Genomic DNA, 19,647 nt, shown 5'->3' with positions numbered 1-19,647 from the left:
GCTTCTACATTTTACAAGCCTTTTCCACCTCAAGAATGGATTTTTTTTCATAGATTTGTAAATTACTTGTTAAATGAGATAATGGACATCGAACCTGAGAAATTTGTAGTCCGTTATCTCGTTTTTATTTATATAGGATCACTTGATTTCCTTTCACCCGATACTTCATATCCCCGGTACGAGTCAAAGCATCGAAAAATACATTTATATCATCATAACGTTTCAAATTGCCCGTAAATGGCAAATCAACCAAACTCTTATCTTGGAAATCCACGGATATGTTATACCATCTTTCCAAAGTTTTCATAATCTCACCCAAACTCTTCTCCTTGAACACGTAAATTCCGTCTTTCCATCCCACGAACTCTTCAACATCCACCTCCTGTTTGATCATTTTCCCATCTTTAAAAGTTACTACCTGTTCTCCCGGTAAAATAACAACAGGTTTTATCCCCTCTCTCTCAACGCTCACTTTACCCCTTACCAAAGTAGTATAACTTTCCGGTTCACTCGCATAAGCACTTATTCCAAAGGCTGTTCCCAACACCCGTACATCTCCAAAAGAAGTTTTCACGATAAAAGGTTTTTCGTTTTTTGCCACATCAAAAAATGCCTCACCCTCCAAAACCACTTCCCGACGGTCACCGACAAAGACTACCGGATATTTCAACTTCGTCTCCGCATTTACCCATACCTTCGTCCCGTCATCTAGTTTAATCATACATTCACCACCCCGGGGAACCTCAAGTTTATTATAAACAACCTCTGTCGTTTCTTCTTCACTTTTGTGATAAACAATCTCTCCATTCCTATATTCAATATTCATCCCCTTCTCTTGTAATACTCGTGCGGTTATTTCCTCAACGTGAACTTCCGTTCCATCTGCTAAAGTCAATGTAGCTTTTTTCTCCCCAGCCGGAATAATCTTCGAGGCTACCGGAAGCGGAGCGACATTTTCTTTCTTCCCAAAAGTCATCCATAATGTAACACCCAATGCTAACACCCACATGGCGGCAACCACAGCAACCCAACGTACGATTCTGATTCGTCCGGAATGTCCCCTTCTTTCCTTAAACTCACGATAAGCTTTTTGGGAAGAATACTTCTCGTATTCCATAAATTGCTTTTTCAAATAACCACGATCACTTAACTCCTTGTATACATCTTGTAAGGATTGGTCATCCAGTAATTGATCCAATTCCTTTTGCTCCTTATCACTTAAATCTTTTATCAACGATTTTTTGATCAAAGACGCATCATCATATATGTTTTTCTTTTTCATCATCTGTTATCTTCCACATTGTATACTCATAATACACAACTCCCGATTTCAGATGACACGAAGAGGCTCTTTTTTTCAATTAAATTAAAAATAAACACACGGAATCTTGCAGTTTTGAACGTAAAGATTTGAATCCACGACTTTTATGAGTCTTGACCGTATTTACACTTATCCCCAATTTTTCTGCAATTTCATCCCATGAATACCCTTCAATACTCATTAGAATAACCTTCTTCTGTTCCGAAGGTAACGCTTCAATATACACGTACAACTGCCGGGTTACTTCCTCCCGAACCGTTTGAGCATACACATCGTCAGCCGTAAAATCACTTTCTGCTCCTATTGAGTTCAATATCGTATCATGAATTTGGTTATTCCGCACAAACACCAACGCATTGTTATAGCAAGCCCGATATAGGTAACGAGTCAAATCTTGTATGGAATCAAATCTTTTTTCAGACCTCCAGATGGCAATAAAAACCTCCTGCACCAAATCCTCAGTACTCTCGGAGCCTTTCAATATCCGATTCACGTATGCACACAATGCCGCATAATAATGATCGTAAAGACTTGCCCAAGCCTTTTCGTTCTTGCGATTTACCCCGGATAAAATCAACTCCTCATCTATCATTTCATCTAAATTTTCATCACCCAAAAAGCAAATATACGAAATAAGATTAAAAATCAAACATAAATAATAACCTCACGGCTTTACTTCCCCCCATATTAAACTAACCCTACGCCCTAGTCTCCCATCACTCAAGCATATCTCACCCTATAACAAATATACTTCACCCCTTACCCCGAATCCAAACAAAATCGTCTCAAATATCTATTTTATCGAGGATCAATACAGGATGAATGCTCCGTGGTCTAAATGAAGTATAAATTAAATCAGACAAAAGGCCAGACAAGCCTTAGCCCAAAAACGAGGTAAGCCATGACAACATTACCCCCGTTTCACCGCAGGTAATTCGAATACCGCCCCATCATAACACATATCCGTGTTTGGAAAAATCTCCCGTGCCTGTTCCAATAAAGGAGTCGGATCGGGATAACGGGACGAAAAATGTCCCAGCAGAAGGTGTTTTGCTTCGGCAAGCATTGCCATTCGCGCTGCTTGTCCTGCAGTACTGTGAAAAGTTTCTTTGGCTAATCCTTCAAACTCGTTCCCGTAAGTAGATTCGTGATAGAGTAAATCAACACCTTGTACGTATTCGGCAAAAGATTCTCGGAAAAGCGTGTCCGTCATGTAAGCATAAGAACGAGGAGCTGGCGGAGCCGTTGTTAAACGACTATTCGCGATCACTTCCCCCTCGGGCGTGATAAAATCCTCCCCCTTCTTCAAACGGTGCATAAAAGCCACGGGAACACGGAAAGCATCAGTCATCTCCCGCTTAATATTTCTCTCCTTCTCTTTCTCGGCAAATAGGAATCCCGTCACGGGAGCCTCGTAACGGTGTTTCAGTGGGAAAGCATTAACCGTCATCATACGGTCCTCGTATATTAAACCGGCTTCACGGTCTAGGTAATGAAATATCAATGGGTAATTCAGCCGAGAGTTCATCACTTTCAGCTGGAACTCGATGATCTCTTCCAAACGCTTGTCTGAATAGATATGTAATTCAGCCCGACGGTTCTGTAATGAAAAACTGGATAATAGACCAATTAGTCCGAAAAAATGATCCCCGTGTAAATGGGAAATAAAAATATGATTGATCTTATTGTATGGCACTTTAAAGCGTCTCAACTGTTGTTGAGTACCCTCGCCACAGTCAATAAGAAAGTACCGCTCAAGTACATTGAGTACCTGAGCGGCAGCATTTCTTTGAAGCGTGGGTACGGCAGAACCGCACCCTAATATAGTCAATTCGAATTTCACAAATTAATTGTTCTTTTCTTCCTCTTCTTTAGCTTCCATTTGGTCTTTCAAAGCAGCCAACTCGGTGATGTCACCTAACGTTGTTTTTTCCAATTTTTCTTTCACTTTCTTCACTGCTTTTTTAGTAGCGCTAGCCTCATCTTTCTTCTTGGCATTATCGGCAGCCTTTTGCTCGTCTTCGAAAATACGAGAGTGAGAAAGAATAATTCTCTTGGCACCCTTGTTGAACTCGATCACCTTGAACGGTAATTTCTCGTCAACCTTAGCCTGAGTTCCGTCTTCTTTTACCAAGTGGCGAGGAGTAGCAAATCCTTCTACACCGTAAGGTAACGCGATAACAGCACCCTTGTCGAAGATTTCAGTAATCGTTCCTTCGTGGATAGAATCAACGGTAAAGATCGTTTCGAATACATCCCACGGATTCTCTTCCAATTGTTTGTGACCTAAGCTCAATCTTCTGTTGTCCTTGTCGATTTCAAGAACTACAACATCGATCTCAGCACCAATTTGAGTGAATTCTGCCGGGTGTTTTACTTTCTTCGTCCAAGACAAGTCAGAGATGTGGATCAATCCGTCAACTCCTTCTTCAATCTCTACGAATACACCGAAGTTCGTGAAGTTACGCACGATAGCTTTGTGTTTCGTGCCAACAGCATATTTCTCTTCGATATTTTGCCACGGGTCGTTTTTCAATTGTTTGATACCCAAAGACATCTTTCTTTCGTCACGATCCAAGGTAAGAACAACAGCCTCTACTTCGTCTCCCACTTTCATGAAGTCCTGAGCTGAACGCAAGTGTTGAGACCATGACATTTCAGATACGTGGATCAAGCCTTCTACACCCGGAGCGATCTCAACGAAAGCACCGTAATCAGCCATAACCACTACTTTACCTTTCACGCGGTCACCCACTTTCAAGTCTGCACTCAAAGCATCCCATGGGTGCGGAGTCAATTGTTTCAAACCAAGAGCGATACGTTTTTTCTCGTCATCGAAGTCAAGAATAACAACGTTCAACTTCTGATCCAACTCAACGATTTCGTTCGGATGATTTACGCGACCCCAAGAAAGGTCAGTGATGTGAATCAATCCGTCTACGCCACCCAAGTCAATGAATACTCCGTAAGAGGTGATATTTTTAACAGTACCTTCAAGTACCTGTCCTTTTTCCAATTTAGAGATGATATCTTTCTTCTGTTGTTCCAATTCAGCCTCGATAAGAGCTTTATGAGATACAACAACGTTTTTGAATTCTTGGTTGATCTTAACCACTTTGAATTCCATGGTTTTACCAACATAGATATCATAATCACGAATCGGCTTAACATCAATTTGAGAACCCGGTAAGAATGCCTCGATACCGAATACATCAACGATCATACCACCCTTCGTGCGACATTTAACGTAACCCTTGATAATTTCGTCGTTCTCCAACGCCGCATTAACACGATCCCAGCTACGTAAAGCTCTTGCTTTTTTGTGAGAAAGAGTCAATTGACCTTTCTTGTCTTCTTGAGTCTCAACGTAAACTTCTACTTTATCTCCCACTTTTAATTCCGGATCGTAACGGAATTCGTTCAATGAAATGATACCGTCTGACTTGTAACCGATGTTTACAACGACTTCTCTCTTGTTCATTGAGATAACAGTACCTTCAACAACTTCTTTCTCTACTACAGATGAAAGAGTCTCGGCGTACCTGTTTGCCAATTCTTCTTTTTCAGATGCGGGGATTACATCATCATTTGCATAAGCTTCCCAGTCAAAATTCTCGTCAGCCTCAGCGCTTGTTGTTGCCACGGGAGCAACTTTCTTGGTTTCTTCTTGTGCAAGTTCTACTTGCATTTCTTTTTGTTCTTCTGCCATAATAAATAATAAATGCTTATCTCCTAATAAATTAGACATTATGTTTTTATAACACGGGCGCAAAAGTACAAATAAATATCAACCCTCCAAACAAAATGCACTGAAAAATAACGAGAAAAGGAATAAAAAAACGGGGAAAACTCCCCGTTTTAACCTACTATTATAGTTTCACGTTATACAACGAATTCGGACAATATATCAGTCCCTCTTTTCCCATCGGTTCCCCTTCCCCTATGGCGTCATAAAAACCTTCTTTGGGAGTCCGGAAAATAGAAATATCTCCTGTTTTCATATAGCCGTCGAAATCATAAATATCAGATATATTCACAAGTTCTTGGGGATATAGAAACCAGTCAACTCCACAACGCTCCCCTTTCTCGTTACAATAAGTATACTCATCATAGATTCTAGTGAATATCAATCCGTAAGGTCTTCCATCCTGATTAAGACATATCGGGTTATTCGTAATAGCATATAATCTTGTCCCGCCATCTACTTCAATGAACCAATTCACTGCACATCTAAGATCATTACTCTGTTTCGCCAACTCTTTCTGGTATTTATATTTACCATTATTAATAATCACCTTTTCTTTGCCGGAAAAAGTATTGATAAATCCCTCTCTCCCCTCAAACAATTCTTTCCGACAATCTTCGGCCACGATTACCTCGTTCACACTCGAAATATTACCATCCATTTTCTCGAATCCCAGCTTAATTTTCTTGGAAGATCCTAAAGCAACTGGCTGAACGGATATCGTGTAATTATTTTCCCGAATACTCCAGTTCACGTGTATGATCAAATCATTATAGTCATAATCTCCTTCCCGACTATCCTCAAAAGCCACGACCTGCCAAGTATTTAACACACCTTGATAATAATTATTCTCATTCTTTACATTTTCAATCGTGATCGGACTATTTTCAGATGCCCGACCCAATTTAGACGCCCAGAAAGTAGGGATCGAAATTGTTGTTGAATAAGTACAAATTGCCAAGGTATCATCATATAACTTGACAATCGAGGCATACCCCTCCGGAACGATGACCTCCATATCCTCGTATGGTTTCAACAGATTCAGATCTGCCTCCGGAGCTTTATACACGTCTTTATCACTACATGATAAAAACAATGAAATACAACTCAAAATATACACCACCTTTTTCATACACAAAGAATTATTTATTTTTACAAAGGTATGACTATTCATCCACACAACAAAGAAAATAGCGTATTTTATACATTCCAAAATGCAACTATATAGCAAATACAACAATTATCTATTCTCTATATGTTGTCTCTCGTGAAAAATTAGGAGGATAGGTCTCAAACGTGTTAGCTTCATATGTTGAATAAAAAAAGAAAGGATCGACTTTCATCGATCCTCATTTTGTAGCGGGAGCCTGACTCGAACAGACGACCTTTGGGTTATGAGCCCAACGAGCTACCAACTGCTCCATCCCGCAATATAAGCAGAACTTCTTTCGTTTTGCGAGTGCAAAGATAGAGTATCTATTTTACATTTCCAAATATCAGATGATAAATTATGTCTTCACTACATTAAAATGAAACAAATAATTAATAATAATCCTTGTCTATTCTAAAATAAAATGACAATTTTGTGTCGTAATAAATATCAAATCAGATTTATAAACGACACTATTTATGAAAAAAAGTTTTACCTTTTTGAAAGTTAGCTGTGTGGCTGCACTCTTGTCTATTATGGGGATTTCTGAGGGTCTTGCACAAGGACTTAGGACTTCCTATTTCATGGACAACGTTCCGGCCAGACTTAAAATGAACCCTGCCTTGCAACCCGCCAGAGGATATTTTAATATCCCGGCTATCGGTGCCATCGGATTATCTGCTTCTTCCAACAAATTGAGTATCGATGATTTTATCGACATTATCGAAAACGAGAATGACTTTTTGAATAGCGACAAATTCATCAGTCGTCTGGACAACAAGAACACGATGAATATCGACTTGACGGTGGACATTATTTCTTTCGGTTTTTACAGCGGGAAAGGATTTTGGACTGTAAACTTGGGAGCCCGCTCCATCATTAGTGCCTCCATCCCAAAGAGTATGTTCGAATTTGCCCGTTACGCTAATATTGATCCGGATTTAGACGACAGGCTCAACCTCGATTACGACATCCGGGATATGGAACTCCATGCGGATATTTTCACTGAAATAGGATTAGGATATTCCCGTCCCGTAACAAAAGACCTGACTGTCGGGGGACGCGTGAAAGTTTTAGTTGGATTAGGTAACCTAGATGCTAAAATTGATCAGATCACCGCAAAAATAAACACGGAAGATATTTTAAGTTATCAATCTTGGAAAGTAAAAACCAAAGGACGATTGGAAACTTCCATGAAAGGATTAGAATTTGGGTATAATTCAGATGGTGGATATATTGATGATATTGACTTTGATTCTCCCGGAGTATCCGGTTATGGATTCGGTATCGACTTAGGGGCAAGTTACAATTTTCTTGGTTGCATTAATGTATCGGCAGCCATCCTCGACCTAGGATTCATTAGTTGGACAAAATCATCAACCACGATTGCCACGACAGACAGCGAGCATGATTACGGTGATTTCACTAATTTCGATCCAGATAATTATGAAACTTACGAGGCTGGAGATGTGTTCGACTTCGACTTGATCCAATTCCAAACGGAAGAGAAAACCAAAAGCCGGAGTACCAGTCTTCGTTCAACCTTGAACCTCGGAGCAGAATATACCCTTTTGAATAACAAGCTCGGATTCGGTCTGTTGTCCTCTACTCAATTCACCCAGCCTAAAGCTTACTCCGAATTGACACTTTCAGCAAACTACCGTCCGAGAAACTGGTTCGGGGCAACATTAAGTTACTCTTTCTTACATAGTGACTTTGAAACGCTGGGAATAGGCTTGAAATTAGGCCCTGTTTTCATCGGTTCAGACTATTTGATGACCAAATCAGCAGGTGACGCCAACCGGGTAAATGCCTACTTAGGTGTTAGTGTTCCTCTTGGTAAAAAGAGATTAGACTATCGTAGATAATAAATCTCCGGATATAAAAATGGGAAGTTTCAAATGCAAACTTCCCATTTTTTATGTCCTCACACGGACACTACTTTTTCCAAGGGAACATACCAAATATAACCTGCCACATCGGTATAGCCCATCTGTCGTAATGTTTTACAATAAAAACCAACCTGCCGGATATACGATTTCTCTTCTTTCTGACCGAATTTATAATCCACAACAATGGCTTTTTTTCCATCAACCATAACCCGGTCCGGACGAGCTTTTCCCGAGTTACAGAAAAGTATATCCCGTTCATTAATAACCTTATATCGACCATCAAACCATGCCGAATGGACTGGGTTATTCAAATAAGACACCACCTGCTCCCGGTAATTCTCCCTTTCCACCAAGGTAAGTAAACCCGAATGATACATATCATTTACCGCCCGATCTATATCATCCACCGTCTCGATACGGCGGAATATCTCATGTAACATCTTCCCCTCGTCAACGGCAGAAATCTCTACTGTCTCCGGGTCCGTGTAATCTTCATATTTATACCGGACACTCACCCGCTCGTTCAATTCATAAATCGGATATTCCGCCAGACTTAATGTATGATCGTCTTCTATTTTTTCCTTACCGGCTATCAACTGTTTCTCCCCGATGATCAAGCTCGAATTCTCGGAATTCCATTCCGGCATCCCGCTTACCTCCAAAACTTGAAAGAGAAAAGCACCAATATCTGACGGTTTCCCTTCTTTCGTTATCTTGGGTGCGTAAGGCAGAACATACAACTCCCGTTCCGCCCGCGTGAACGCCACGTAAAGCAGATTCAAGTTGTCAACATAAGCCTTCACGTGCTCACTGAGGTAATCCTCCCGGAAATGACTATCTGCCAGTTTAGAGGAATAGTTCAATGGTGCATACTCCAAATCCCTAAACCCCTCCTCTCGATTCTGACACCATATCCGGCGCCCGTGACGGGTATCATCAAGATCCCAGGCACAGAAAGGAATAATAACCGTTTTAAATTCCAACCCTTTGGATTTATGTATCGTGAGAATTCGCACGGCATCCACTTCTTCCGAAGTAGATAACACTTTTTTATCCTTTTCCTTCTCCCACCATTCAAGGAAAATAGGAATACTGTTCGTGTTGTTTTTCTCGTAATCAAAGAGAATATCTTGGAAAGCGATCAAGTAAGGCAATTCTTCCATCCTAGCCCGTAAACCGAAAGCCTCGATAATCGTCTCCGTAATCTCGAACAATGAACTAAATGTCAGTTTCTCCGGCTCCCGTAAAAACGGCAAGTCGATCGTGTCAAGAAAACTCTCGTCCGTACTACCGGCCTTGAAAAGAACATCTTCCCGTGAAGTATCTTCACCCTTGACAAAAGTTCGGTAATTATAAAGCAACACCGTTCGATTCACCGCATCATACGGTTCCACCATGTAACGTAGCACGTTAATAATTAATTCCACGTAAGGCGACGAGGAAACGTATAGCGAATCATTAGATATAAAAGGTATCGGAAAAGGAATATTCTCCCGCTTGTTATATTCTATCAAGTAATCGGCAACGAAAGCACCTTCCTTACCGTTACGCACAAGAATCACACAGTCTTTCAGCTCTCCACCCCGGTACATCGTATCATTGACAACATCCACGACAGAGTTCATGATCTCCGCATCACTCCCCTCTTCTTGTTTTTCCCCACAGAAACGGATCTCCACGTACCCACTTCCTGAACGGCTCACAAGTTGCTCCGGCCGGGAATAAGCTTCTGTGATCGAACGGGAATAAACATTCTCTTCTCCACATTCATTGTCATACAACTCCTTTAATTGTCGTGCAGCCAAGATAAAGAACCGGTTATTGAATTCTACCACCTCCTTGTAACTCCGCCAATTATGCTCTAGAATCACGTTATCTGTACCGAAAGTAGCCAAATCACGCTCTACCCCTTCCGCCAACAAACGCCAGTCCCCGTTACGCCATCGATAGATGCTTTGTTTCACGTCCCCCACGATCATAGCCCTTCCTCCCTCGGAAAGCGTGTTCACGACAAGTGGCAGGAAGTTTCCCCATTGCATGGTCGAGGTGTCTTGAAACTCGTCAATCATGATATGCTTGTAGAAATTCCCTGTTTTCTCGAACAAGAAAGAAGTATCATTCCCGGCAATCAGCATGTTAAGTAAACGGGTGGTGTCACTCAGTAACATGAGTCCTTTTTCGTCACAATAATCTCTCACCTCCCCGTACAAGTCATTCAGAATCCCCAATTGGTAAAGATTCTTCGAGAGCAAAACCGCAGACACGTAATCCCGAAAATTCTCGTCATAATACTCGACACTTTCCCGCAGGTTCGTATTCAGTTCCGGGTAGATATGCTCAATCAATGTCCGGATCGACGGATCATGCTTTTTGGTCACCCATTCATCTGGATTATCTATTGCTTTTCGGGCAGAATCGGGAATCTTATCCAGACTCTTATCCCGCAATTTGTAAAAATAATTTATAAAACTTCGTTTCCCTCCTTTAAAATCTTCCGCGTGCAATCCATTCTCCTCGATATTCCGGCAAGCAGACAGACCGAACATCTCCATGCGATCCTCGAAACGGGAGATCACACCTTGCAAGAACATCTTATAACCTTTCAGGAATCCTCGATCGTTAAACTTGTCCCTCACATCCTTGTCGAAGAGCATATAACTCTCTCCAAACAACTCCTTCCCCAGCTCCGCAATCTTACTCTTCACGCTCCACGATTTGGCATCCTCCACGCTATCACTCATCAACTCGGTAATCCACGCCCTTAGCTCCTTATCCTTATTCATGCGTTGCATCACTTGATCCACGGCTCGCTGTAACACGTAGTCACTATCCAACTCGACATTATAACCGGGAAATATCCCCAGTTCACGGGTAAACGCTTTGATTACCCGTTGAAAAAAACGATCAATTGTCGTCACGGATAACCGCCCGTAATCGTGCAGAATCAAAGTACGTAACACTCCGGCCCGTTCCCTTACCTGATCGTCTGTCAATTTCAGCGTCCGTTTAAGTTCCTCCCGGTAATCACTCTTCTGACCTTCCGCCAGCTTGTTCAATTCCCGCACGATACGGGATTTCATTTCTTCCGTGGCCTTATTGGTAAAGGTCACGGCAAGCACATTTTTATACTCAGAAGAAACATTGAAAACGATCTTGAAATATTCCATCGTTAAAGCAAACGTCTTCCCCGCACCGGCTGAGGCCCGATATACACGCAACATAGGCAATTGAAAATTGAAAATTGAAAATTGAAAATTAGAGGGATTAATCCTGAACTAAAAGTCGATTTTCAATTTCTGTAAACAAAATAAAATGGAGAATTGAATTTGAAAAAAGACACTTTTGCCATTTTCCATTTTCAATTCTCCATTTTCAATTATTAAAGTCTTGAAGTTAATATCGCTCTCACATTATCCACGTTCACATCATCGATACCACCTAGAGCAAAATCCCCCCGTTCACGGAAACGCTTTTCAATACGGTCGATCGTGTCGATACCCACGCCATAATCAGACAGGCGGGTCTTCACGCCCAATTCATTGAAAAATTGTTCCGTACGGGCAATCGCTTGATCGGCAGCATCGGGCTGATCTGTGTCAATATTCCACACACGTGCGGCATATTGCAACAATTTCTCACGACGTTTAATTTTCGTGGCATTCATCACTCCCGGTAAAACGATCGCCAGCGTGATCCCATGATCCAACCCGTTGAAAGCGGTCAATTCATGACCGATATGGTGAGTTGACCAGTCTTGCGATACCCCGCAGGCAATCAAACCGTTCAACCCCATCGTGGCTGCCCACATGAAGTTGGCCCGATCTTCATAATTCGGTTTCTCGGCATGAATCAACTTCGGTCCCAACTCAATCAAAGTCTTCAAGATTGATTCAGAGAAACGATCTTGAATCTCAGCTTGTTCCGGGAAAGTATAATATTGTTCCATGACATGCACGAAAGTGTCAACCACCCCGTTAGCCACTTGTTTCATGGGCAATGAATAAGTTACCATCGGGTCCAGTACAGAGAATTTCGGGAACACATGGCGAGAATTGAACGCCAATTTTTCCAAAGTGGACTGGCGAGTGATCACACCGCCACTATTCATTTCCGATCCTGTAGCCGGAAGGGTCAGTACAGCTCCCAACGGAAGTGCCGCATTCACCCGTGCGCCTTTTGCCACGATGTCCCAAGGTTCATTCCCCTCGAAACAAGTTGCAGCAGCAATAAATTTCGTCCCGTCAATCACGGAACCTCCTCCTACAGCTAGAAGAAATCCCACGTTTTCCTGTTTTGCCAATTCCACGGCCCGCATCAAAGTCTCGTATTTCGGGTTCGGCTCAATACCCCCGAACTCTACAATATCAAACCCTTGCAACGCATCCATCACTTGTTCGTAGACACCGTTTTTCTTGATGCTTCCACCACCGTAGGTCATCATAACTTTCATCCCTTTCGGAATCCATTTTGCGATCTCGGCAATTTTTCCTTTCCCGAAAAGAATTTTCACGGGATTGTAATAATCGAAATTTCTCATGCTTTAAAATCGTTTATAACTGTTCCATAATTTTGGTTTCATCCTTGATACGTTTCTCTAAACGCTTTATGTAATCCGTAATATATACGGACAAGTTGTCATTGATGTTATTTGCTTGTAATGTTTTCAAAGCCGCCTCCAATAAAGCTTTTGCTGACGAGAAGTTACCATCTTTTTCATAGAACCATGCCAAGTTCACCGCGGCACGAGCCGCTACCCTGGGCTTCAGGTTCAAGGCCGCATTCCATATCCGCTGAGCCTCTTCATCATTCTCGTTCTCAAAATGATAGTAACCGAGATTCAACAGACGGTTATTCGTGTAAATCCTACGTTGTTCGGGTTTCCATGTCGGCGTCAAACGTTCCGCGTACTTCACCCCGTTATTGTAGAAGAAATTACATATTATATCATAATTATTTCCCTCGAACAGCGTCTCGTCCACATCATCCAATTTATGAGTAGTTGCGGAATCCACCACAACACCATCCGGGTCATATAAACGCACGAAAAGATTGGTATCAAGCATCAACCGACTCGCACCATCCAACCCGAACTTACAATATTCCACCGAGAGAACGTATGTTTGTCCGGAAATCTTTTCCAATGCGGCAATACCTGCCGGGGAAATCGGTGCAGGGGTATACCCGTCCGGAATATATCCCGTGTTCAATCCCAACCCTTTAACCAGTAAGATAGGTTGTACCCCGTTACGTAACCCGTCACGCACCCCATTATAGAAATGATTGACAACCTCGTCTCTCCGTAACCGCAAACTAGCAAACAACTGGTACGCAGAGAGAGAATCCGACTCATGCACCAATTTCCGGTCGATAAACAAAATTTGTGCATTCTTGTTTCCGATATTCAGCTCTCCCGGATGCAACACGTCTATATTCAGCACTTTGTAACTACTACATGAGGCTAAAAAGCCTACAAATAAGAACGCCCCGACTATTTTTAGCCCGGCTTTCATCTTATATTTTACACGCCTTTCCATGAAATTACTTGTTTGTTTTATTTTGAGTTTACAAAAAGTGAGCCACAATCACGGCCTGACTTTTCGGCAACCATTCAAATATGATGTTTTAAAAGTAGAAATATTCCGGGAAATAACCAAACGGTCATCGAGAAAAAAGAACTTCCCGGATAAAGCGTATGAATCGTCAATAAATTATTAGTTTCCTTTAGGACGGTATAAATAAACTAAACGTCGGAATACCGTTGGATATATAGTAGATTATTCATTCCTTTGCCTAACTATTTAGATGGAAAAATGAAAGAATCCACGACTATCAACATCAAGGAACTCGCCCGGCGGGTATCCCCGGATTATACCTCGGAAAGTCTAATCATTTATAACCACGTGACCAATGAAAAAGCATTCATTGGAGAAGAAATCAAGAAACAGGGGATCATCGTGACAGAAACCTGTTCTTTCTCGCTTTGCACCCGGGGAGAAACAGAAATCATGATCAACACCCAAAACTATCGTATTAAAAAGAATCACTTGATTGTCGTGCTACCCAAACAAGTCATCAAACCGATTCATACAACACCGGATTACGAAGCGAGGATTATTTTCATTTCGCCAGACTATTTTAAAGAGAAATGTCAAGAAATGATTCCCTTGCGGTTCAAAATGCAATATCATCCGGTAGTCGGACTCAATGAGGATGAAATTAAACTATTGGAATCATATTATTCATTGCTATCTAGGAAAACAGATAAACTGAATCCTCATTTTTCTGAACTAGCCGTACATAAACTAGCACATGCTTTATTTTACGATCTCTACAATTTCGTTTACCGTCATATGCAAGATAAAAATTTCGAGTTATCACACCCCGATAGCATATTCAACCGTTTCATCACCCTCGTTGAAGAATATCACCTCAAAGAACGTGACATTATTTTCTACGCGAACAAATTATGCCTGACTCCTAAATACCTATCATCAGTCATTCATGTTGCAAGTGGAAAATTTGCCGGGGAATGGATCGACTATTACGTGATCACGCTGGCAAAATCCCTACTTGTTTCAAGTACCAAAACCATACAAGAAATCGGTTATAGTCTGAATTTTTCCTCTCCACCCGCCTTCACGAAATTCTTTAAACGTATCATGAAGATGTCTCCGCGGGAATACAGGAACAATCAATTAAACAACACAACACGCAAAATATCATGATTGACCAGATAAATTTATTCACTAGCGACGCGTCTATTCGATACAGTATAATATTAAACATTATTCTATTGGCCGCTATCGTCATTCTCTCCCTCGTTTTCTACTTGATAGCACGAAAACGGAAACACGAAAGACTGGTAAAGGAAAAGCAATTAGACACGCAACAAAAGTTCGCTCGTGAACTTCTTGATTCCGTACCGGCTGGATTTATACTATTAGCCCCGAATGGAAGTATCAAACAAGTAAATCATCAGGCCGCAGCCGAACTAGGAATACAGAAACAAGACATAAAGAATAAAAACATTCGGGAAGTATTTTCAATTTCCCATGAGAATATCAATATTCTGGACGAACTCTTAGGGCGCCTGCAAAAAGACGAGCAGGAAGTTACGCTCCCACCTGACACGTTCATTTACGGGACCATCAACACGACCTCTTTTCTAGCGAAAGGTTATTTCAAAAATGTTATCGTAGAAAAAGGCTCAAATTGTATCATATTCACGTTTCGCAACGTCGTGACGGAACTTACCCAAGAATACGTGTTAAATATGGCTTTACGTCGCACGAAGATATTTCCCTGGTCATATGACACGAAATGTAATCTGATGACTATCGATCCCCGTTATTTCGAACATCTTGACATTCCGGCCGGGGATTGTACGCTGACAAACGAACAATTTGCCCAACTGGTACATCCCGATGACATAGCCGGAGTACTCGAAGCCCTCACACTCCAAGTCCAAGGGAATTTTATCGAAGATCCTGTGAGCTACCGTCTTCATCGGGGAGACGGAAAATGGGAATGGTTCGAGGCTCAATCTTCTTATCTCGGACAAGGAACACAAATTCCTTTCCGGCTCGTTGGCGTCTGCATGAGTACACAGGAACACAAAAAAATTGAAGAAGAATTAACCAAAGCCCGTGACAAAGCACAACAAAGCGATAAACTTAAAAGTGCATTCCTCGCCAACATGAGTCATGAAATTCGGACACCATTAAATGCCATTGTCGGCTTTTCCAATTTACTGGTTGATGGAGATATGGCCTTCAAGAAAGAGGAAATCAAAGAATTTTTATCACTGATCCACTTGAATTGCGAACAGCTACTGGCACTTATATCCGACATACTCGATCTCTCAAAAATAGAATCCAACACGATGGTTTTCAACATAACAGAACAACCGCTTACGCCTCTATTACAAAATATCCTACGAGCCCAACAAATAAACGTCCCGCAAGAGGTAGAATTACTTCTGGACCTTCCTGCAACCGACACGATCATCACGACCGATCCCCTACGCTTAAAACAAGTCATTAACAACTTGATCAACAATGCTATCAAGTTCACCTCCAAAGGAACAGTCACACTCGGTTACAAGCAGAATAACGATCAGGTTTCCATTTTCGTGAAAGACACAGGTACCGGAATTGACGAAGATAAGATGAACCGTATTTTCGAACGATTCTACAAAGGTGACAATTTTGTTCAAGGAACAGGACTAGGCTTAGCAATCAGCCATACAATCATAGAGCATCTAAAAGGGACAATCACGGTAACCTCCAAAGTTGGAGAAGGCTCCTGTTTCACAATTCAACATCCGGTAAAAAAAATGGGGTATTGAATTTCAATACCCCTACCGTCTCCATCTACGACAATTATAACCAAACTTTTAGGCGGATATTACATATTCATTCCCCCACAAACGTGGATTGTCTGACCTGTCACGTAAGCAGACAAATCAGAAGCCAAGAATACGCATACCTTTGCAATATCTTCCGGAGTACCGCCTCTCTTCAATGGAATTTTAGCAGCCCACTCCTTACGCACGTCCTCGGACAATTGTGCGGTCATATCGGTAATGATAAATCCTGGAGCAACAGCGTTAGCACGAATATTACGAGAGCCAAGTTCTTTGGCCACGCTCTTCGTGAATCCGATAATCCCGGCTTTAGATGCAGCATAGTTTGCTTGTCCGGCATTACCACTCACTCCTACCACGGAACTCATGCTGATAATGGAACCCGATTTCTGACGTAACATAACGGCAGACACGGCTTTCGTGAAATTAAACACAGATTTCAAATTCACGTTGATCACGGCATCCCATTGTTCCTCACTCATACGCATTAACAAGGTGTCTTTCGTGATACCAGCATTATTTACAAGTATATCTACACGTCCGAATTCTTTAACAATCTCATCCACGGTAGCATTCGTAGCCGCGAAATCAGCAGCATTGGAAGCAAACATTTTAGCTTTCACACCCAAAGCGGCAATTTCTTTTTCGGTTTCCTGAGCTATTTCATCATATCTTAAATCGGTGAAAGCGATGTTCGCTCCTTGACGGGCAAATTCCAATGCCACAGCCTTTCCGATTCCTCTTGATGCCCCCGTGATAATGGCGGTCTTTCCTTCTAATAACTTCATAATTACAGTTTTATTTAAACCTAAATTTAAACCGGAACCACTTGTCAAGTGATCCCGCGGTGGGAAAATCCCACCCGATCAAGCGACAAAGTTAGTGATTTAATTCAAACCAAGAAATTATTTTCACTTCGATTGTTTATTCTCCTAAAAAGCATTACACTTGTAGTTACAAGATACACCTCAGGCATTTTATATTACACGCAACCAATAACAATACAACATGAAAAACAAGAACCGACTAAAAACATTACTTTTCTCCCTACTAGCAATTCTATTTACAGGATGCGATTACTGGTGTCTGGACGAGTACCACGTGATTAACAACACGGACGACACGCTCCGGATCATCGTGAATTACGACACGCTCCGGCTATATGGGAATTGGAGAACCGAGGAAAATATGGACACTCGATTGGACGACACCACTCATGTCGTCTACCCCCACACCAAAATAGTATTGGAAGAAGGATCTGAACTATGCGGCAAATATTATAAACCAGATGATTACAGGTTTGAAGACAATGACCTTCAATTCTGGGGAAAATGGATTCAACATATCTATGCCAATACAACTCCTGTGGAATACTCCTACTGGAATCCGGAAAAATGGACATTTAAATCCAAACGAAGATTAAGAAAATATGAACTCATCTTTGACAAACACGAATAAAAATATGGAACAAAAGATTCAACCCAACAAACAAGAGTATTCCTCAACGTACACTGAGGAGACATATTATCTTGTTTATAAGACAGAAGAACATAAGAACAAAAAAGAAATATGGAAATAGAAAGTCTGGTAAAAACTGTTATTCAGTGTGCTTATGATGTAAGAACACATCTTGCTGCGGGTTTTCTTGAGAATGTTTATCAGAAAGCATTGATAATAGAATTAAAAGAAAAAGGTATTCATGCAGATACAGAAACTCCTATAAATGTATATTACAAAAATGAAATTGTAGGAGAATTTAGAGCGGACATAATCGTAGAAGGAAAAATAATCATTGAGCTTAAAGCGGTACAACATCTCCTTCCCATACACGAAACCCAATTAGTAAATTACTTAACCGCTACCAATACAGACCACGGCTTATTAATAAACTTTGGTGGTGAACGTATCGAAATAAAAAGAAAATTCAGAGAATATAAACATATATAACCACCCATCAGAAAAATATGTACTTTTGTCTTTATGTCTAAAAATAAAAACTTGTCTATGATGGAAATAAGCCAAGCAGCCCCAAAATTTCAGGATGTGTCAATCGCACCGATGCACACAGCGGAACACCTACTAAATTCTCAGATGGTCAAATACTTCCATTGTGAACGTTCTTTCTCCGCCCATATAGAGAAAAAGAAATCCAAATGTGATTACCACTTCAAAACGACACCTTCTGCCGAAGACATTGCCACCGTGGAGCAAGCGGTAAACGACATTATACAACAAAACATCAACGTGGAAGAAATTTTCTACCCGATCGATCAGGTTCCGGCAGGCATCAACCTTACCCGCCTTCCTGAACCGGGTATAAAGACCGTGCGGGTAATTCGTATCGGGAATTACGATCAATGCGCCTGCATCGGACTTCATGTCACCAACACGGCCGAGATCGGCACGTTCCGCATCATCTCGTTCGATTTCAATGATGGAGTATTGCGTATTCGTTTCAAGCTCGGAAAATGAAATAAGAGTAAATAATAAACTTTTCCCCGAAAATGAACTTTTTTGTAATGTCTGCATTACAAATTGATTATTTATTTCTACTTTCGCGCTAACGATTGCGAGTAACTATATATTTAAAATAAAAATATCATGAATCTCCTTGAACAAATCAAAGAAAATGCGAAGAAGTGCAACAAACGGATTGTACTTCCGGAAGGAACAGAAGAACGTACGTTGAAAGCAGCCGACATCTTGATAGCTGAAGGTATTGCTCAAATCATCTTGATCGGTAATCCGGCTGAAATTAAAGCGTTGGCCGAGAAATTCGAATTGAAAAATATCGGTAAAGCCACAATCATCGATCCCGAAAATCACGAGAAGAAAGAAGCGTATGCAGACCTTTTGGTTGAACTTCGCAAGAGTAAAGGTATGACAAAAGAACAAGCTTTGAAACTCGTTCTTGACCCGCTATACCTTGCCACTTTGATGATCAAGAGCGGGGATGCCGATGGTGAAGTTGCCGGGGCAAAAAATGCTACCGGAGACGTGTTACGTCCCGCGTTACAGATCGTGAAAACCTTACCGGGTATGTCTGTTGTATCAGGAGCATTCTTGTTATTAACCAACAAACCGGAATATGGAGAAAACGGCCTAATCGTGTGTGCCGACTGTGCCGTACTGCCTAACCCGACCGCAGAAGAATTGGCCCAGATCGCCGTGGCT

At 41.4% G+C, this 19,647-nt stretch carries 16 protein-coding genes and 1 tRNA gene; 7 read left to right on the top strand and 10 right to left on the bottom strand.

The features are described 5' to 3' along the window. Nucleotides 1–124: 124 nt before the first annotated feature. The 6 genes from AB5542_RS15270 to AB5542_RS15245 form a co-directional block, all read right to left on the bottom strand. Nucleotides 125–1,282, bottom strand: coding sequence for a FecR family protein (locus tag AB5542_RS15270; protein WP_279038498.1), 1,158 nt, complete (start codon nt 1,280–1,282; stop codon nt 125–127). Between the two features lie 79 nt (nt 1,283–1,361). Beyond that, the gene (locus AB5542_RS15265; RefSeq protein WP_118302491.1) at nt 1,362–1,913 is read right to left on the bottom strand and encodes an RNA polymerase sigma factor; all 552 of its coding nucleotides are present in this window, start codon (nt 1,911–1,913) and stop codon (nt 1,362–1,364) included. A gap of 318 nt (nt 1,914–2,231) precedes the next feature. Beyond that, nucleotides 2,232–3,164, bottom strand: coding sequence for a ribonuclease Z (locus AB5542_RS15260; protein WP_279038497.1), 933 nt, complete (start codon nt 3,162–3,164; stop codon nt 2,232–2,234). A 3-nt stretch (nt 3,165–3,167) separates the two neighbouring features. Then, nucleotides 3,168–5,009: a 30S ribosomal protein S1 gene (gene rpsA, locus AB5542_RS15255; RefSeq protein WP_118258729.1), complete on the bottom strand. Its 1,842-nt coding sequence runs from the start codon at nt 5,007–5,009 to the stop codon at nt 3,168–3,170. Nucleotides 5,010–5,190: 181 nt separating this feature from the next. After that, a complete protein-coding gene (locus tag AB5542_RS15250; protein WP_279038496.1) occupies nt 5,191–6,198 on the bottom strand; it encodes a hypothetical protein in 1,008 nt (335 codons plus the stop codon). A gap of 225 nt (nt 6,199–6,423) precedes the next feature. After that, nucleotides 6,424–6,496, bottom strand: a tRNA-Met gene (locus AB5542_RS15245). Nucleotides 6,497–6,695: 199 nt separating this feature from the next. Between AB5542_RS15245 and AB5542_RS15240 the strand changes: the two genes are divergently transcribed. Further along, nucleotides 6,696–8,084 (top strand): DUF5723 family protein, encoded by a 1,389-nt coding sequence (locus AB5542_RS15240; protein ID WP_118302498.1) that lies wholly within the window; start codon nt 6,696–6,698, stop codon nt 8,082–8,084. 59 nt (nt 8,085–8,143) lie between these two features. On the opposite strand, the gene AB5542_RS15235 is transcribed toward AB5542_RS15240, so the two are convergent. The 3 genes from AB5542_RS15235 to AB5542_RS15225 all read right to left on the bottom strand — a co-directional run bounded on the left by AB5542_RS15235 (nt 8,144) and on the right by AB5542_RS15225 (nt 13,642). Next, nucleotides 8,144–11,329 (bottom strand): UvrD-helicase domain-containing protein, encoded by a 3,186-nt coding sequence (locus AB5542_RS15235; protein WP_288215179.1) that lies wholly within the window; start codon nt 11,327–11,329, stop codon nt 8,144–8,146. 158 nt (nt 11,330–11,487) lie between these two features. Further along, a complete protein-coding gene (locus tag AB5542_RS15230; RefSeq protein WP_087420145.1) occupies nt 11,488–12,645 on the bottom strand; it encodes an iron-containing alcohol dehydrogenase in 1,158 nt (385 codons plus the stop codon). A gap of 13 nt (nt 12,646–12,658) precedes the next feature. Next, on the bottom strand, nt 12,659–13,642 hold the full coding sequence (locus AB5542_RS15225) for a DUF6340 family protein (RefSeq protein ID WP_118302502.1): 984 nt from the start codon (nt 13,640–13,642) through the stop codon (nt 12,659–12,661). A gap of 252 nt (nt 13,643–13,894) precedes the next feature. On the opposite strand from AB5542_RS15225, the gene AB5542_RS15220 reads away from it, so the two are divergent. Continuing rightward, entirely contained in the window at nt 13,895–14,833 is a 939-nt protein-coding gene (locus AB5542_RS15220) for a helix-turn-helix domain-containing protein (protein WP_147344447.1), read from the top strand. Then, nucleotides 14,830–16,455 carry an ATP-binding protein gene (locus AB5542_RS15215; protein ID WP_279038494.1) on the top strand — a complete coding sequence of 542 codons (1,626 nt, stop codon included), beginning with the start codon at nt 14,830–14,832 and terminating at the stop codon, nt 16,453–16,455. The genes AB5542_RS15220 and AB5542_RS15215 overlap by 4 nt, the downstream gene beginning before the upstream one ends. A 59-nt stretch (nt 16,456–16,514) precedes the next feature. Here AB5542_RS15215 and fabG read toward each other — a convergent pair whose 3' ends face one another. Further along, nucleotides 16,515–17,261 carry a 3-oxoacyl-[acyl-carrier-protein] reductase gene (gene fabG / locus AB5542_RS15210; protein ID WP_087420141.1) on the bottom strand — a complete coding sequence of 249 codons (747 nt, stop codon included), beginning with the start codon at nt 17,259–17,261 and terminating at the stop codon, nt 16,515–16,517. A 220-nt stretch (nt 17,262–17,481) separates the two neighbouring features. Here fabG and AB5542_RS15205 point away from each other — a divergent pair, with 220 nt between their 5' ends. The 4 genes from AB5542_RS15205 to AB5542_RS15190 all read left to right on the top strand — a co-directional run. Next, nucleotides 17,482–17,931: a hypothetical protein gene (locus AB5542_RS15205; protein WP_279038493.1), complete on the top strand. Its 450-nt coding sequence runs from the start codon at nt 17,482–17,484 to the stop codon at nt 17,929–17,931. Nucleotides 17,932–18,042: 111 nt separating this feature from the next. After that, on the top strand, nt 18,043–18,420 hold the full coding sequence (locus AB5542_RS15200) for a GxxExxY protein (protein WP_279038492.1): 378 nt from the start codon (nt 18,043–18,045) through the stop codon (nt 18,418–18,420). Nucleotides 18,421–18,480: 60 nt separating this feature from the next. Then, the gene (locus tag AB5542_RS15195) at nt 18,481–18,945 is read left to right on the top strand and encodes a hypothetical protein (RefSeq protein WP_410518808.1); all 465 of its coding nucleotides are present in this window, start codon (nt 18,481–18,483) and stop codon (nt 18,943–18,945) included. A 129-nt stretch (nt 18,946–19,074) separates the two neighbouring features. Next, nucleotides 19,075–19,647, top strand: a 573-nt coding sequence (locus AB5542_RS15190) for a phosphate acyltransferase (RefSeq protein WP_368243168.1), incomplete at its 3' end; no start/stop codon positions are given.

The organism is Butyricimonas sp. RTP31003st1_G1_RTP31003_210430 (assembly GCF_040920905.1).
GTDB lineage: Bacteria > Bacteroidota > Bacteroidia > Bacteroidales > Marinifilaceae > Butyricimonas > Butyricimonas paravirosa.
The sequence above is the reverse complement of the archived record's forward strand: the minus strand, read 5'-3'. Positions and strand labels throughout refer to the sequence as shown.